General features: G+C 60.4%; 14 protein-coding genes. 3 read left to right on the top strand and 11 right to left on the bottom strand.

The window, feature by feature from the left end; all coding sequences use genetic code 11:
* Positions 1–66 precede the first annotated feature (66 nt).
* The 8 genes from V6M90_RS06415 to prlC all read right to left on the bottom strand — a co-directional run bounded on the left by V6M90_RS06415 (position 67) and on the right by prlC (position 10,207).
* Entirely contained in the window at positions 67–1,614 is a 1,548-nt protein-coding gene (locus tag V6M90_RS06415; RefSeq protein ID WP_332846217.1) for a SulP family inorganic anion transporter, read from the bottom strand.
* 85 nt (positions 1,615–1,699) lie between these two features.
* Positions 1,700–2,431: a carbonic anhydrase gene (locus tag V6M90_RS06410; protein WP_003170762.1), complete on the bottom strand. Its 732-nt coding sequence runs from the start codon at positions 2,429–2,431 to the stop codon at positions 1,700–1,702.
* Between the two features lie 228 nt (positions 2,432–2,659).
* Positions 2,660–3,718 carry a PA0069 family radical SAM protein gene (locus V6M90_RS06405; protein ID WP_003170761.1) on the bottom strand — a complete coding sequence of 353 codons (1,059 nt, stop codon included), beginning with the start codon at positions 3,716–3,718 and terminating at the stop codon, positions 2,660–2,662.
* 70 nt (positions 3,719–3,788) lie between these two features.
* Complete coding sequence (locus V6M90_RS06400; RefSeq protein WP_332846216.1) at positions 3,789–5,087, bottom strand: cytochrome c; 1,299 nt, start codon at positions 5,085–5,087, stop codon at positions 3,789–3,791.
* Positions 5,088–5,099: 12 nt separating this feature from the next.
* On the bottom strand, positions 5,100–6,884 hold the full coding sequence (locus V6M90_RS06395; RefSeq protein ID WP_042943976.1) for a GMC family oxidoreductase: 1,785 nt from the start codon (positions 6,882–6,884) through the stop codon (positions 5,100–5,102).
* 2 nt (positions 6,885–6,886) lie between these two features.
* Positions 6,887–7,639, bottom strand: a complete 753-nt coding sequence (locus V6M90_RS06390) for a gluconate 2-dehydrogenase subunit 3 family protein (protein ID WP_003170758.1) — start codon at positions 7,637–7,639, stop codon at positions 6,887–6,889.
* Positions 7,640–7,883: 244 nt separating this feature from the next.
* Positions 7,884–8,159 carry a YheV family putative zinc ribbon protein gene (locus tag V6M90_RS06385; RefSeq protein ID WP_003170757.1) on the bottom strand — a complete coding sequence of 92 codons (276 nt, stop codon included), beginning with the start codon at positions 8,157–8,159 and terminating at the stop codon, positions 7,884–7,886.
* Complete coding sequence (gene prlC / locus V6M90_RS06380; protein WP_042943974.1) at positions 8,156–10,207, bottom strand: oligopeptidase A; 2,052 nt, start codon at positions 10,205–10,207, stop codon at positions 8,156–8,158. Before prlC ends, V6M90_RS06385 begins: the two co-directional genes overlap by 4 nt.
* A gap of 101 nt (positions 10,208–10,308) precedes the next feature.
* On the opposite strand from prlC, the gene V6M90_RS06375 reads away from it, so the two are divergent.
* Entirely contained in the window at positions 10,309–10,851 is a 543-nt protein-coding gene (locus tag V6M90_RS06375) for a gamma carbonic anhydrase family protein (protein ID WP_003170755.1), read from the top strand.
* Entirely contained in the window at positions 10,848–11,507 is a 660-nt protein-coding gene (locus V6M90_RS06370) for an HAD family hydrolase (protein ID WP_003170754.1), read from the top strand. Before V6M90_RS06375 ends, V6M90_RS06370 begins: the two co-directional genes overlap by 4 nt.
* A 109-nt stretch (positions 11,508–11,616) precedes the next feature.
* Here V6M90_RS06370 and V6M90_RS06365 read toward each other — a convergent pair whose 3' ends face one another.
* Positions 11,617–12,660 (bottom strand): aminopeptidase, encoded by a 1,044-nt coding sequence (locus V6M90_RS06365; RefSeq protein WP_003170753.1) that lies wholly within the window; start codon positions 12,658–12,660, stop codon positions 11,617–11,619.
* Positions 12,661–12,734: 74 nt separating this feature from the next.
* Between V6M90_RS06365 and V6M90_RS06360 the strand changes: the two genes are divergently transcribed.
* Positions 12,735–13,157, top strand: coding sequence for a PA0061/PA0062 family lipoprotein (locus V6M90_RS06360; protein ID WP_003170752.1), 423 nt, complete (start codon positions 12,735–12,737; stop codon positions 13,155–13,157).
* On the opposite strand, the gene V6M90_RS06355 is transcribed toward V6M90_RS06360, so the two are convergent.
* Both V6M90_RS06355 and V6M90_RS06350 read right to left on the bottom strand, forming a co-directional pair.
* Positions 13,158–13,397: a DUF1161 domain-containing protein gene (locus V6M90_RS06355; RefSeq protein ID WP_141062771.1), complete on the bottom strand. Its 240-nt coding sequence runs from the start codon at positions 13,395–13,397 to the stop codon at positions 13,158–13,160. It abuts the gene before it with no gap.
* Between the two features lie 155 nt (positions 13,398–13,552).
* Positions 13,553–13,984: an OsmC family protein gene (locus V6M90_RS06350; protein ID WP_003170750.1), complete on the bottom strand. Its 432-nt coding sequence runs from the start codon at positions 13,982–13,984 to the stop codon at positions 13,553–13,555.
* Positions 13,985–14,119 lie beyond the last annotated feature (135 nt).

The following is a 14,119-nucleotide window of genomic DNA, read 5'->3' as shown; positions in this document are numbered from 1 at the left end:
AAAAACTCTTCGACTGACATTCTGCTATCGGGAGCAAGCCCCCTCCCACATTTTGATCCAGTTCCGTCAGCCGATTGATGGCGCCGAGCCGATCCCCGTCGTCGTGCGAATCCGGCCTTCGAGCCGGCGCTTCAACCCTCGCGCCTCAATCACCAGCTTCGAACCCTTCGCCGCATTGGCCCGCCCCCATTCCTCCAGCAACTCGAGGCAGGAATGGTCGATGTAACTCAGGTTATTGAGCGGTACATGCACCGTGGCACCCGCAGGTACTGTCGACAGCACCTGGGTCAACGCCGGCACTTTGAGGAAGGTCGCGGCACCGGTCAAACGCAGCTCCATCTCGCCCTCCCGGGGCAAGTCGATCAGGCTGACTTTCAGCCTTGACGCCTTGAACGCCAGCTTGACCAACGTGAGGCCAAAGCCCACCAGCACACCCGTCAGCAGGTCGGTAAAGATGATCGCCAGCGCCGTCGCCGCATAGGTAAACATCGGCATCCGGCCGTAGCGCCCCAGGGCTTTGAACGCCTTGATGTCGACCAGCTTGATTCCGGTGTACACCAGCACCCCGGCCAGGCTTGCCACCGGAATGCTTTGCAGCACACTGGACAGCAGCAACACGAAGCCCAGCAACCACAGGCCATGGAACATCGCCGACAAGCGCGTGGTTGCGCCCGCCTGGACGTTCGCCGAGCTGCGCACGATGACGCCGGTCATCGGCAGGGCGCCGACCAGGCCACAGAGCATGTTGCCGACGCCCTGGGCGGACAATTCCTTATCGAAATCCGAGCGCTGGCCGCTGTGCATACGGTCGACAGCCGCTGCGGAGAGCAGGGTTTCGGCACTCGCGATGAACGCCACGGCGAATGCGGCGATCAGCAGTTGCGGGTCGGCGAGGTTGAGCAAATCGCTGGGCCGTAGCCAGTCGATGGCATCGGCAAGGTTTTCCGGCACGTTCACACGCTTGACCTGCAACGCCAGTACCAGACTGGCGACCGTCGCCAGGCCAACGCCCAGCAAGGCGCCCGGCACGAACCGCAGCCGCTGCGGGCGGAATTTATCCCACAGGTACATCACCAGCATCGTCGACAAACCCAGCAGGCCCGCTTGCCAGCCGAGCCCGCCGCCAAAGGCCGGAACAGCTTCGGCCAATGCCGCCGGGAAGCCGGTCAGGTTATCCAGCCCTGAAGGCTTGGGCGCGCCGTCGAGCATCACATGGACCTGCGACAGCACAATCAACACGCCGATTCCCGCCAGCATGCCGTACACCACCGCCGGCGCCGTCACGCGGAACCAGCAGCCCAGGCGCAACCGCCCGGCCACCAGTTGCAGAAAGCCTGCCAGCAACAGGATGGGCCCGAGCATCTGCATGCCGTGCTGACGCACCAGTTCGAACACCAGAACGGCCAGACCCGCCGCCGGGCCACTGACTTGCAGCGGCGAACCGGCCAACCAGCCGACCACCAGGCCACCGATAATACCGGTGATCAGGCCCTTGGCCGGCGGCATGCCGGACGCAATCGCGATACCCATGCACAAGGGCAGGGCGACCAGAAAAACAACCACCGAGGCGAGCAGCTCCCGTGGCAATACAGCTTTCAATTGAGCAGCACGCATGATGACTCTCCCGAGGCATTCGCCAGGCGCGGTAAAGCCTGGCTGCGTCCATGGCAGCCACCGCATTACCCGGCAGGGAAGTGTTTTAGAAGCGCGCTTTAGGCGTCGCTGACGGAATCGGCTCGGTGCCGTTCAGCGGTCGGAACGCCGCCTTGTCTGCATCGTAGGCCCGGATTTCGCTGGTCTCGATGTTGTAGATCCAACCATGGATAAACAAATGACCATTGGCCATGCGCGAAGCCACGGAAGGGTGGGTGCGCAAATGTTGCAACTGGGCGATGACGTTTTCTTCGGTCAGCACCTTCATGCTCTCGCCTTCGTTGGCGCAGTCGCAGTTGTCGTGGACCATGGCTTTGGCGACCTCGGCATGCCGCAACCAGGCCTTGACCGTTGGCATCTTTTCCAGGCTATCGGGGTTGAGTACCGCGCGCATGGCACCGCAATCGGAGTGCCCGCAAACGATGATGTGCTGCACGCCCAGGGCGAGCACCGCGTACTCGATGGCCGTGGAAACACCACCGTTCATCTGGCCATACGGTGGCACCACATTACCGACGTTACGGGTCACGAACAGATCGCCAGGCGAGCTCTGGGTAATCAGTTCGGGCACGATGCGCGAGTCGGCGCAAGTAATGAACATCGCCCGCGGGCTCTGGGCCGTGGCGAGTTTCTTGAAGAGTTCTTCCTGCTGAGGGAAGACGTCGTGATGAAAATGCAAAAAGCCGTCAACGATGTGTTGCAGCGCTGCATCGGCAGTTTCCGCCACCTGAGGGGCTGAAGCCGACGCAGCCAACGGCTGTTTATCCTTGTCACTCATGATTCATCCTCTTGATTAATGCAGGGGGGCGTGCTCAGGACAGTTCGACGCTCGGCCAGTGGAATAGTTTTAAACGCCAAAGACCCAGATGCCGACTCATCAGTCACTCGCTGAACAAGGTAACCGTCGAAACTTAACTCAAACTGAATGAACCGCTCTAGATCGCGGGTCTCAGTGATATCAAAACGCGACCATACCTACAAAGCCAGTGCATACGGCCTGATCAGTCTACAACAATGCCATTTGCCTGCCGGGTGGACAGAACGCAGTGCAATCCAAGTTGAAGCCTTCACGGCGATTGAGCCCCAGGCGTTTGATCGCCTTGCTGAAACGCTGGGCCAGCAGATCGGCAAACGGTCCCTCGCCGCGCATGCGCACGCCGAAACGGCTGTCATACACCTCGCCACCGCGCACCTGCCGCACCAGGCTCATTACATGGGCCGCACGTTGCGGGTAATGCGCCGCCAGCCACTCCTCGAACAACGGTGCCACTTCGAGCGGCAGGCGCAGCATCATGTAGGCCGCGCTTTGCGCACCGGCGGCATGGGCTTCAGTCAGCAGGCTTTCCAGCTCACTGTCGTTGATCATCGGAATCATCGGCGAACACAGTACCCCCACCGGAATCCCCGCCTCACGCATCACCCGAATCGCCCGCAACCTGGCCTTTGGCGCCGCCGTGCGCGGCTCCAGGATGCGCTTGAGCTCGTCGTTCAGGCTGGTAAGGCTGATCATCACCGCCACCAGCCGCTGCCGCGCCAGCTCGGTGAGCAGGTCGAGGTCGCGCAGGATCAGCGAGCCCTTGGTGATGATGGTCACCGGGTGTCGGTAACGCAGCAGCACTTCGAGGGTTTGCCGGGTGATCCTGTATTCACGCTCGATAGGCTGGTACGGATCGGTGTTGGAACCCAGGTTGATTGGCGCGCATACGTAGCCCGGTTTGGACAGCTGCTGCTCCAGCACGTCGGCAGCATTGCTCTTGGCGATCAGTTTGGTTTCGAAGTCCAGCCCCGGCGACATGTCCCAATAGGCATGACTGGGTCGCGCATAACAGTAGATACAGCCATGCTCGCAGCCGCGATAAGGGTTGATCGAGCGATCGAACGGCAGATCCGGCGAAGTGTTGCGGGTGATGATGGTCTTGGCCGTTTCGATGCGCACTTCGGTGCCCTGGGTCGGTGGTACTTCCTGGTACCAGCCGTCGTCCTCGGCCACGCTGACCGTGGGCGCAAAGCGGTTGTGCAGGTTAGTGGCCGTGCCCCGGCCACGGGGCGGCAGCGAAGTAGACATAAAAGCGCCTCGATACTGTTTTTATATACAGTATCGAGGCGCAAGGTTTCTGACCAGTGCCGTTTGGCGGTCAGTGCTTTTGGGTGACCTGGCCCAAGTCATCGCCCGAGGTGCTGCGCATATCGTTCTTGCGCAGGTCGGCCACCTCGCTCGCCGTGACAGGCGCTCCCTTGTTGCCCCAGCTGCCACGAATAAAACTGACCACATCCGCCACGTCCTGGTCCGACAGACGCCAGGCGAACGCCGGCATGGTGAGCGTGGACGGCGCCGTGTGGGTGGCCGGCAATGTTCCGCCGTTCAACACGATGTTGATCAGCGAGGTGGCATCCGCCGTCTGCAACACTGGGTTGCCCGCCAGTGCCGGGAAAACACGCGTGTAGCCATGCCCGTCGGTGCGATGGCAGGCCGCACAGTTGTCGATATACACCGACGCGCCCGGCTTGCTGTCATCGCCTTTCCACAGCGCCTCGGCAACGTGTTTGTCGTACTGGTGCGGTTGATCCGTGGGGTCCACTGCGGGCAGGCTCTTGAGATAGCGGGCGATAGCGGTCAGGTCCTCTTGCGACATGTACTGCATGCTGTGCACCACCACATCGCTCATCCCACCAAACACCGCGCTGCGATCACTGCGACCGGTCTTGAGGAATTGCACCAGTTGTTCTTCGCTCCAGCTGCCGAGGCCGTCCTTGTGGTCGCCGCGCAGGTTTTTGGCGATCCAGCCTTCCAGCGGCGCACTGCCGGACAGGAACGCGCTGCCGTCCGTGGCACTCAGGGCTTTTTCCTGCATGGTCAGTGCGCGCGGTGTGTGGCACGCGCCGCAATGGCCCAACCCCTCCACCAGGTAAGCGCCACGGCTGATCACCGGGTCAGCCCCTGCCTGCGCCTGGTAATCCGCCACTTCAGGCGCAAACATCCAGCGCCACGCCGCCAATGGCCAACGCATGCTCAGGGGCCAAGGGATATCGCTGTCCTTATTCGCCTGGGCAACCGGTTCCACGCCCTTCATGAAGTACGCGTACAACGCCTGCATATCGCTTTCGCTGACGCGCGCGTAAGACGGATAGGGCATTGCCGGGTAAAGCGTACTACCGCTCTTGGCGACGCCATGGCGCACGGCCTTGTCGAAGTCCTCGAAGCTGTAGTCGCCCAGACCGCTCTTGTCCGGGGTGATGTTGGTGGAGTAAATCACGCCGATCGGGGTTTCCATCGGCAGCCCGCCAGCAAAGGGTTTGCCGCCCTTGGCGGTGTGGCACGCCACGCAGTCACCCGCGCGGGCCAGGTATTCGCCCTGCTTGATCAGGTCGGTTTCGGCCGCGCTTATCGAGCAACTGCTGAGCAGTGCAAGCGTTGCGATAACAAGTATTTTCATAGTCATCGCTCCTTATGCCTGAACCAGTGGGCCGGGATTTTTCAGGTACTGCTCGCGAATCGCCCGCGCCGACCAGTAGGTCAATGCCGCCACCAGGCCGGTAGGGTTGTAGCCCAGACCCTGTGGGAAAGCGGACGCGCCCGGGACAAACACGTTGTGCACATCCCAGCTCTGCAGGTAGCGGTTCAACGCGCTGGTTTTCGGATCGGTGCCCATGATCGCGCCACCGTTGAGGTGAGTAGTCTGGTACGACGCGGTGTTGAAGTGCTCACCGACCTTTTTGCCAAGCATGGCAATCGCCTTGGGGTTCATCGCCTGCGCAACCTTGCCCATTTTCTCGACCATGAACCGGTTCATCTTGATGTCGTTTTCTTGCCAGTCGAACGTCATACGCAGCAACGGCAGGCCGTAGGCATCGCGATACACCGGGTCCAGATCCAGGTAGTTACCCCGGTAGGATTGATGGGCACCGTGGGCATCCATCGAGACCTGATGGGTGTAGTAATCGGCGGTGGCGCGCTTCCACGCACTGCCCCAGGCTGGGGTGCCGGGCGGGTTGGACGTGCCGGCGATAGGCCGGCTGCCAGCCTGGTTGACCCACATCGGCGAACCGCCCACAAAGCCATGGGGGCCGTGGTCGAAGTTATCCGCGTTGAAATCATCGAAAGCCACGCCATTGCCGCCGGCGCCGATGAAGTTGTTGGTGTGGGTGTCCTTGTCGAAGAACGCCTTGATGGTCGCCATATTCTGGTAGGCGAAGTTCCTGCCCACCACGCCCTCATTGGTGATCGGGTCGTACGGCTTGCCGATGCCCGACAGCAGCATGAGGCGCACATTGTGGAACTGGAACGCGCCAAGGATCACCAGGTCTGCCGGTTGTTCGATCTCGCGGCCCTGGGCGTCGATATAGGTGACGCCGGTGGCTTTTTTCCCGGTGCTGTCGAGGTTGACCTTAAGCACGTGCGAATTGGGCCTCAGCTCGAAGTTGGGCACCTGACGCAACGCTGGCAGGATGTTCACGTTCGGCGACGCCTTGGAATACATGTAGCAAACATAGCCACTGCAAAAACCGCAAAAGTTGCACGGCCCCATCTGTGCGCCGTAGGGGTTGGTGTACGGCCCCGAGGTATTGGCCGACGGCAGGTTGTAGGGCTTGTAACCCACCTCGGTGGCGGCTTTCTGAAACAGCTGTGCGGAGACGGTGTTTTTTTGCGCTTGCAACGGGAACGGGTTGGAACGGTCCGGTGCATAGGGGTTACCGCCACGGCCTTCACCCACCAACTGTCCCTTCACTGTCCAGGCCTGGCCGGAAGTGCCGAAGACTTTTTCTGCGTAGTCGAAGAACGGCTCCAGCTCTTCATAGCTGACACCGAAATCCTGGATCGTCATGTCCTTGGGAATGAAGTGTTTCCCGTAGCGCTCTTCGTAATGGCTGCGCATGCGCAGCTCGATGGGATCGACGCGAAAATGCACGCCCGACCAATGCAGGCCCGCACCACCGACGCCATTGCCCGGCAGGAACGCGCCGAGCTGACGGTTGGGCAGGGCGACGTCATTCACGCTATGGCGAATGGTCACGGTCTCTTTGGAAATGTCCTGGAAGAGTTTCTTGCGCACGCTGTAGGTCAATTCGTCGATGACCTGCGGATAGTTACCGTCCGGGTAAGTGTCCTGCATCGGGCCGCGCTCCAGCGCCAGCACGTTGAGGCCCGCTTCCGTCAGCTCCTTGGCCATGATCGCGCCGGTCCAGCCGAAGCCTACGATCACCGCATCGACTTTCTTCATGATGGTCGCCACGTTTATGCCCTCTCGCCGCGGATGGAAACAGCCGGGAAGGGGTATTGCTCGTTGCGTTCCACCCAATCCATAAAGTCGGCGCGGGCGCCGGGGAAGCCAATCAGGGTCCAGCCGACCATGCCTTTATTGCCGCCGTGGATCGGGTCGCAGAAGAACCCTTCCTTGGTGTTTTGCAGCAACAGGTTGAAGAACATCTTCGGCGGCACCGCTTCGAAATGCGCGGCCAGTTCGCTGCCGCCCGCCTCCAGGCGGCGCAACATATCGTCTCGGGTAGCGCTGTCTTGCGCAGCAAAAGCTTTACCGTTGAACGCTTTCGACCAAGCATCCGCAGCAGCAATGCCCAGGCGGTAAATCTCTTTGGGCACCAGTTTGCTCTGCCAACCCATCTCCGGCGCGGCGTCGGCGCTGAACGGGCCTTGCATGAACCACAGCGCACCACTGGCATACGGCGTGTTCATCTGGCGGTCGATGTATTCCGGTGCGCCGGCTTCCAGGGCGCCAGGGCCTTGCTCATCGGCGGGGATCAGGCGCTCGACGGCAGCGTTGATAAACGCCCATTCTTCAGCAGTGAAGTAAGTGGGCTCGTAGGCCTTTTCGCTGGCCACAGGCTTGCCAACCGCAGCCTGTGCAGGTTCAGGCGTTGCCATCAGTATCGAACCGCCAAGGCCGCTACTGGCAACCGTGACCACCGGAATCAAGGTCAAGGATTTGCGCAGAAAGTCACGCCGGGGGTTGTCTTGATCTTGATCAGACATGGGGTACCTCATCATGTGGTCACGGGTTTGGCAGCGGCTTCTAGGGAGCGGCTTGTCTTTTTGTGTTGCGAACTGCAATCAACGGTTACAAATGATAGCAGGCTAAGCATTGGGAAATGATTTCAACGCGCAAAAAAGTGGGAGGGGGCTTGCTCCCGATAGCGGTGGGTCAGCTCATGGATAGAGTGACTGACACTGCGCTATCGGGAGCAAGCCCCCTCCCACATTAGCCTGCGTAGGGCCGTTAGTCTTTTTTCAGCTTGGGGTTCGGGAAGAATTGCACCGCCTGAACCTTGGGGTCGGACGGCGCTTTCAACGCCGAGGTATTGACCCGCGTACCCAGCTCCTTGGGCACCGACAGCCCTTGGTCATTCAGCGTATCGGTATATCCGCATGCCACACACTCGCGATGCGGCACGCTGTCTTCGGTCCACATCTTCAGCTTGTCCGGTTCGCTGCACGCCGGGCATACGGCCCCGGCGATAAATTGCTTTTTGGTGATCACAGGCGCTTCGCTCATGCTGCCGCGTCCTCACTCAGGCCGCTATGGCGCAAGAGTGCGTCAATCGAAGGTTCACGTCCGCGGAAGTCGACGAACAGCACCATCGGCGCCTGGGAACCGCCGCGAGCCAGGATCGCCTCACGGAATGCACGGCCAGTGTCGGCATTGAGCACGCCGTCCTCCTCGAATTTGGAAAAGGCGTCCGCCGACAGCACCTCAGCCCATTTGTAGCTGTAGTACCCCGCCGCGTAACCACCGGCGAAGATGTGCGCAAAACTGTTGGGGAAGCGGTTGTAGGCCGGCGGACGCATTACCGACACCTCGTCACGCACCCCCTCAAGCACCTGCGCCACGCTGCGACCATCGCCGTGAGTGGCGTGCATTTCAAAGTCGAACAACGAGAATTCCAACTGACGGACCATCATCAGGCCGGATTGGAAGTTCTTCGCCGCGAGCATTTTTTGCAGCAGGTCCTGCGGCAGTGGCTCACCGGTTTCATAGTGGCCGGAGATCAGCGCCAGGCCTTCCGGCTCCCAGCACCAGTTCTCCATGAACTGGCTTGGCAACTCCACCGCATCCCAGGCCACGCCGTTGATACCGGAAACACCGGCGTGTTCGACACGGGTCAGCAGGTGATGCAGGCCGTGGCCGAATTCGTGGAACAAGGTGGTGACTTCATCGTGGGTCAGCAGCGCGGGTTTGCCGCTGTCGGCCGGGGTGAAGTTGCACACCAGGTTGGCCACCGGGCTCTGCAGCACGCCGTCGACAGTGCGGCGACGGTCACGGGCGCCGTCCATCCAGGCGCCACCACGCTTGTTGGCCCGGGCGTAGAGGTCGAAGAAGAAGCGGCCGACGTGCTGGCCGTTTTCCTTGATTTCGAACAGGCGAACATCCGGGTGCCAGGTGTCGAAGCCTTTCTGCTCGGCGATCTCGATGCCGTACAGACGCTGCACGATGGCGAACAGGCCGCCGAGCACTTTGTCGATCGGGAAATAGGCGCGCAGGGCTTCCTGGGACACGCTGTAGCGCTGCTCACGCAGTTTTTCGCCGTAGAAACCGCTGTCCCAGCTTTGCAGGTCGGCACAGCCTTGTTCGGCGGCATAAGCCTTGAGCTGTTGCAGGTCCTGGGCGGCAAACGGCTTGCTGCGCTTGGCCAGGTCACGCAGGAAACTCAGCACCTGATCGCTGGATTCGGCCATCTTGGTAGCCAGGCTCAGCTCGGCGAAGGAGGCGAAACCGAGCAGTTGCGCCAGTTCCTGACGCAAGTCGAGGATCTGTTCCATCACCGGACCGTTATCGTTCTGACCGGCATTCGGACCTTGGTCCGACGCACGGGTGCAATAGGCGGCGTAAATTTCCTCACGCAGGGCGCGGTCCTGGGCGTAGGTCATCACCGCGTAGTAGCTGGGGAATTCCAGGGTGATCAGCCAGCCGTCGAGGCCTTTGGCCTGGGCAGCGGCGGCCATTTGCGCCTTGGCCGAGTCAGTCAGGCCGGCAAGGGTGGCTTCATTGGTAACGTGCTTGGTCCAGGCCTGGGTGGCGTCCAACAGTTGGTTGGAGAACTTGCTGCCCAGCTCGGAGAGTTTGCTCTGCACTTCGGCGTAGCGCTTCTGCTGCTCCGGCGGCAGGTCGATACCCGACAGGCGGAAGTCTCGCAGGGAATGCTCAAGAATAGTTTTTTGCGCCACATCGAAACCGGCGGCTTCCGGGCTGTTGGCCAGGGCTTCGAAAGCCTGGAACAACGCGCGGTTCTGGCCCAGCTCGGTGGAGTAGGCGCTCAACGCCGGCAGACATGCCTCGTAGGCCTCACGCAGCTCAGCACTGTTACACACCGCGTTGAGGTGGCTGACCGGGCTCCAGGCGGCGCCCAGGCGGTCATTGAGTTCGTCCATGGCCAGGACCAGGCCCGCCCAGGTAGGATTTTTACCCTGGCTTTGCAGGATGCCTTCGATGGCCACGCGGTTGTCGGCGAGGATCTGTTCGATGGCCGGTTGGACGTGCTCGGCACGGATCGCCGAGAACGGCGGCAGGTCGTAGGACTGCAGAAGAGGGTTGTTCGCGCTCACGGTTGGCACCTTGGCTGAAGAAACAGGTAAGACAAAGATGGGGCCATCTTAATTACAATCAACGCCCACCGCAGCTATCAGCAGAAGAGAGAGAGCCTATCGTGACCCTTCGCACCTATCAGAATCACACGCCAACCCTGGGCGACGGGGCGTTTGTCGATGTTTCGGCGGTGGTGATCGGCGACGTCGAAATCGGCGCCGACAGCTCGGTCTGGCCACTGACAGTGATCCGCGGCGACATGCACCGCATCCGCATCGGCGCACGCACCAGCGTGCAGGATGGCTGCGTGTTGCACATTACCCACGCCGGCCCCTTCAATCCTGACGGTTTCCCGCTGCTGATCGGCGACGACGTGACCATCGCCCACAAGGTCATGCTGCATGGCTGCACCGTGGGCAACCGCATCCTGATCGGCATGGGCAGCATCGTGATGGATGGCGCCGTAGTGGAAGACGACGTGATCATCGGTGCCGGCAGCCTGGTGCCGCCAGGCAAGAAACTCGACAGCGGTTTCTTGTACGTGGGCAGTCCGGTTAAACAAGTCCGCGCATTGACTGACAAGGAGCGCGCCTTTTTCACCTACAGCGCCGCGAACTACGTGAAACTAAAAGACCTGCACCTGGCGCAAGGATTCGACCAATGAGCCTGCATTACCAAACCGTCCTGTTCGACCTGGATGGCACGCTCACCGACCCGCGCGAGGGCATTACCCGCTCGATCCAGTATGCCCTCGGCAAACTCGGCATCGATGAGCCGGACCTGACCAGGCTCGAACACTTCATCGGCCCGCCGTTACTGCAAGCCTTCATGCAGTTTTACGGCTTCGATGAAGCCAAGGCCTGGGAAGCGGTGAACTTCTACCGCGAACGTTTCAAGGTCACCGGGCTGTACGAAAACCGCGTGTTCGATGGCGTGATACCGCTGTTGGAAGCATTGAACGGCCAAGGTCGCCAGCTCTATGTAGCCACCTCCAAGCCGTGGGAATTTGCCCGAGAGATCGCGCGGCATTTCGACTTTGCCAGGCACTTCAAGGTGATCTACGGCAGCGAGCTGGATGGTACGCGTACCAACAAGGTCGAGTTGATTGCGCATTTGATGAGCGAAGAAGGCCTGGACCCCACCACCACCTTGATGATCGGTGATCGCAAGCACGACCTGATCGGCGCGCGCAGCAACGGGCTGGATTCGGCGGCAGTGGGGTATGGGTTTGGCAGTTATGAGGAATTGAATGCCGAGGCGCCGACCTGGCATTTTGAGACGTTGGCTGAGATGCATCAGGCGTTTTTGCGGCAGCCTTGAGGTCGCCATCGGGGGCAAGTCGAATCGTCGCACCGCACCTCCCACAAGAGACCGCATCTCCATGTTGGAATTCGGTCAGTGTGGGAGGGGGGTTGCCCCCGATGAGGCCCTAAAAATCAACACCTTCCAATTGTTTCAACGCCACCTTGCGCTGCGCCACCGGCAATCCGCCCAGCCTCTCAACCGCGGCATAGAACTTCACCCAATCCCCGCTTTCCCGCCTGAACAACGCCGCAAACGCCGGCACCCACTGGTCATACAGCCCGAACGGCAACAAACGCGCGTTGTTCATCGGCTGGTTGATCCAGGCGTCATAACGTTTATCGCCACCCCATTGGCCATCGCGCAATTCGCGATAATCGCTGCGCAACCGCTCAAATTCCGCAGCCTTGGCCTGGCGCATCACACCCGTTGCCAAGGGCTGGGCGTAGAGTTTTTCCAGGCGCTTGCGAGTGTCGAGGATCAACTGAATAAACTGGTCACGCTGTTTCAACAGCGTGTCGCCTTGAGGCGTCAAACCACGAGCGGCGCGCCACTGGCGAGTGCCTTCCTGCTCGACGAAGGTGGCAAATGACTCGTTGAACTCGGTGTCGTCCTTCACATAGAAGCGCTGATGCGCCAGCTCATGGAAGATCAACGTGGCCAGGCGTTCATCGCCCCAGTTCATCATTGAGCTCATGATCGGGTCATTGAACCAGCCCAGCGTGGAATAAGCCTCCACGCCACCTATCGACACGTCCATGCCTTGCTGGCGCAACAACGCCGCCTCGCCACGCGCCGCGCCCTGGCTGTAATAGCCGCGATAGGCCACGCAACCGGCGATGGGGAAGCAATGGTTCTCAGGCGACAGAGAAAATTCCTGCGTGGCGAAGACGTTCCAGACTACATAGGGCCGGCCAATATCGGCATACAGCCGGTAACTCTGGTTGTCGGGCAGGTGCAGGTGCTCGCTGGCGAAGGTTCGCGCTTTCTGGGACTGCGTGAGGTGGTCACGCAGCTGCTGCGGGCGGGATGGGTCGGCAATCACCTTGGCAACCGGTTCCCGAGCCCGCAAGAGTTGCCATTGGCCGTCCGCCAATTGGCTGTAATAACCGACGCTGGAGCAACCACTGAGCAGCACAACCATCAACCCTGGAAGAAAACGCCTGATCATGCACTGACTGCTCCTGGGTGATAGGTTCGTGTTTATACTGACGCAAACCCCCATCCTATCGCCGAGGGCCCGTCATGCGTCAGTTTTTGCTTTGCGCCGCCGCCGTATTCGTCGGCGCCTGTACGTCGACCCCAGTACCTCCCGCCGATCCGCAACAGGCCTGGGTCGATTTCACCACGCCGACGCCGGGGGCGAAACTGGTGATGGCGCAGCGGCTTGACGCAAAGAACCTGGACGACGGGCGCTACTTCCAAATGCCGCCCGGCCCCCATGAGCTGATGGTGCGCTTTGACTTCGAGGTGCCCGCCGGCGGTGGCCTGGGCGGCCTCAGCCAGATGCTGTACCGCACGTGTTTTATGACCTTGCAGTACGACCACTTCAAGGCTGGGCAACGTTATGTGCTGGAAGGCCGCTCACTGGCCTTCACGCCCAACATTCGGCTGTATGACTCAGCGCGACAGTTATTGGCCGAAGAGCGCAGTGTGAACTGCCTCTGATCAGTCGTTATTTCTCTGATAGATGACTGCCTTGGTGCCGTTCTCACAGCTACCCACGACCATTGCTACGTCGTGTTTGTCGGCCTCTTCCTTGCTAACGATCTCAAGGGTGTAGGACGGGACGGCATTGGCCTGGATCTTGACTTCAATCTCTTTCCTGAGCTCTTCACAATCTTTTGGCGCGGCCACGGCCGAGGTGGCCAATACAGCGCAGATGATCGCCAAGGCAAAACGTTTCATGTGTGAAGCTCCCTGAATGCATGTGCACGGGTGTGCGCCTAGGATGCATAAGGCTATTCGACCACAATTTGCAAACACGAGTTCTGATTTAACGCAGGACAACGTGTGGGAGAGGGCTATCGAGAGCAAGCCCCCTCCACATTAAGTAAGGCGTGTTAGTTAACCAGCGTGCCATCCAGGGTGATGGTCGCATTCAGCACCTTGGATACCGGGCATCCTTCCTTGGCCTTCTTGCTCAGCTCATCGAACTGCGCCTGGCTTGCGCCCGGGATCTTGGCCTTGAGGATCAAATGCACGGCGGTGATCGCAAAGCCACCATCCACCTGGTCCAGGGTCACTTCAGCCTGGGTGTCGATGCTGTCAGCCTTTAGCCCCGCGTCGCCCAGAATCATGGAGAACGCCATGGAGAAACAGCCGGCATGGGCCGCGCCGATCAATTCTTCAGGGTTGGTGCCCTTGCCGCCTTCAAAACGCGCCTTGAAGCCGTAGGGTGCTTCGCGCAGTACGCCGGTTTCGGTGGAGATGGAACCCAGGCCAGTCTTCAGGTCGCCTTCCCAATGCGCGGATGCTTTTTTTACGATGCTCATAGCGGTCTCCTCGAACGGTGGTTTTGCGTCAGTAAGGGTTCTGAGGATAGACGCTGTGCCAAAGTTCACTCGTAAGAGAAACCTAGTGAATCAGTAGGAAATTTCGCGCACGCTATTGAATCTCGGGTATATGCC

Source organism: Pseudomonas lactucae, from assembly GCF_036688725.1.
Taxonomy (GTDB): domain Bacteria; phylum Pseudomonadota; class Gammaproteobacteria; order Pseudomonadales; family Pseudomonadaceae; genus Aquipseudomonas; species Aquipseudomonas lactucae.
The sequence above is the reverse complement of the archived record's forward strand: the minus strand, read 5'-3'. Positions and strand labels throughout refer to the sequence as shown.

Bases quoted from the DNA above. Each gene is read 5' to 3' on its own strand.
- V6M90_RS06415 (WP_332846217.1), bottom strand. From the start codon at position 1,614: ATGCGTGCTGCTCAATTGAAAGCTGTATTGCCACGGGAGCTGCTCGCC.
- V6M90_RS06410 (WP_003170762.1), bottom strand. From the start codon at position 2,431: ATGAGTGACAAGGATAAACAGCCGTTGGCTGCGTCGGCTTCAGCCCCT.
- V6M90_RS06405 (WP_003170761.1), bottom strand. From the start codon at position 3,718: ATGTCTACTTCGCTGCCGCCCCGTGGCCGGGGCACGGCCACTAACCTG.
- V6M90_RS06400 (WP_332846216.1), bottom strand. From the start codon at position 5,087: ATGAAAATACTTGTTATCGCAACGCTTGCACTGCTCAGCAGTTGCTCG.
- V6M90_RS06390 (WP_003170758.1), bottom strand. From the start codon at position 7,639: ATGTCTGATCAAGATCAAGACAACCCCCGGCGTGACTTTCTGCGCAAA.
- V6M90_RS06385 (WP_003170757.1), bottom strand. From the start codon at position 8,159: ATGAGCGAAGCGCCTGTGATCACCAAAAAGCAATTTATCGCCGGGGCC.
- V6M90_RS06370 (WP_003170754.1), top strand. From the start codon at position 10,848: ATGAGCCTGCATTACCAAACCGTCCTGTTCGACCTGGATGGCACGCTC.
- V6M90_RS06365 (WP_003170753.1), bottom strand. From the start codon at position 12,660: ATGATCAGGCGTTTTCTTCCAGGGTTGATGGTTGTGCTGCTCAGTGGT.
- V6M90_RS06360 (WP_003170752.1), top strand. From the start codon at position 12,735: ATGCGTCAGTTTTTGCTTTGCGCCGCCGCCGTATTCGTCGGCGCCTGT.
- V6M90_RS06355 (WP_141062771.1), bottom strand. From the start codon at position 13,397: ATGAAACGTTTTGCCTTGGCGATCATCTGCGCTGTATTGGCCACCTCG.
- V6M90_RS06350 (WP_003170750.1), bottom strand. From the start codon at position 13,984: ATGAGCATCGTAAAAAAAGCATCCGCGCATTGGGAAGGCGACCTGAAG.